Here is a 936-nt window from a genome sequence, read left to right on the forward strand (position 1 = left end):
GATGGCGCCGGTGCCGTAGCGCTGCTCCGGGCGCTCGTCCCAGAKGTTCACCTCGTAGGCGKTGGCGGCGCCGACCGTCGTCGGGTCGGAGCAGCGGATGAAGATGCCGCTGTTGGAGTGGGTGTCGATGAAGACCTCGGCCCGCAGCTGGAAGTCGCGATAGTCCTGCTGCGAGACCAGGAAGCCATTGCCACGGTCGGCGACAAGGGCGCCGTCCTCCACCCGCCAATTGGCGTTGCCGATGCGGTCCCAGCCCGTGAAGTCCCGGCCGTTGAACATCGGCACCATGGCCCTCGCCTGTGCAAGGGCAGGACTGCGCCAGCCGACAATCCCTGCCGTACCGGCCAGCAATGACACAAAGGATCGACGTTCCATCAGAGGTTCCTCCCACAAGGCTTATTATTGTGGGTCAACTCTGGCAGGACCGGTGATGCGCTACAACTCGAACCGTCGGTGGCGCACGGCGGCTGTTTGTCGGGCGGAGATCGTTGGTTGCGGCAGTCGAGGTGCAGCACGAGGGGTGCCCTGCCAAAGGCCGAGAGGCCCTTGGAACCCATGACTTCAGGGAATGGTGCGCTCGCCCTCGCCCAGCGCGCGCTGCATGGTGACCACATCCACCCATTGGCCGAACTTCATGCCGACGGCCTTCATCACGCCGACATTGCGGAAGCCGAGTGAGGCGTGCAGGCCGATGGAGCCCACATTGTCGCTGTCGCCGATAACGGCGATCATCTGGCGGAAGCCGCGCTCCGTCGCGCGGTGCAGCAGCGCCTGCACCAGCGCCTTGCCCACGCCCATGCCGCGCACGTCGTCGCGGACATAGATGCTGTCCTCGGCCGTGTAGCGATAGGCGCTGCGGTCACGGATCTGGGTGAAATAGCCGTAGCCGACGATCTCGCCTTCGTTCTCGGCCACGAGCCAGGCGCAGCCCGCCTC

Annotated in this window: 2 protein-coding genes; both read right to left on the reverse strand. The window is 65.7% G+C overall.

Features of this window, described 5'->3' with window-relative positions; genetic code table 11:
• Nucleotides 1-375: 3-keto-disaccharide hydrolase (locus AC1DWF_RS32835; protein ID WP_476842697.1), on the reverse strand; the 375-nt coding region annotated here is incomplete at its 3' end.
• A 186-nt stretch (nucleotides 376-561) separates the two neighbouring features.
• The coding region (locus tag AC1DWF_RS32840; RefSeq protein ID WP_476842698.1) for an N-acetyltransferase family protein at nucleotides 562-936 on the reverse strand (375 nt) is incomplete at its 5' end.

Source organism: Aminobacter sp. P4_D5 (genome assembly GCF_056401815.1).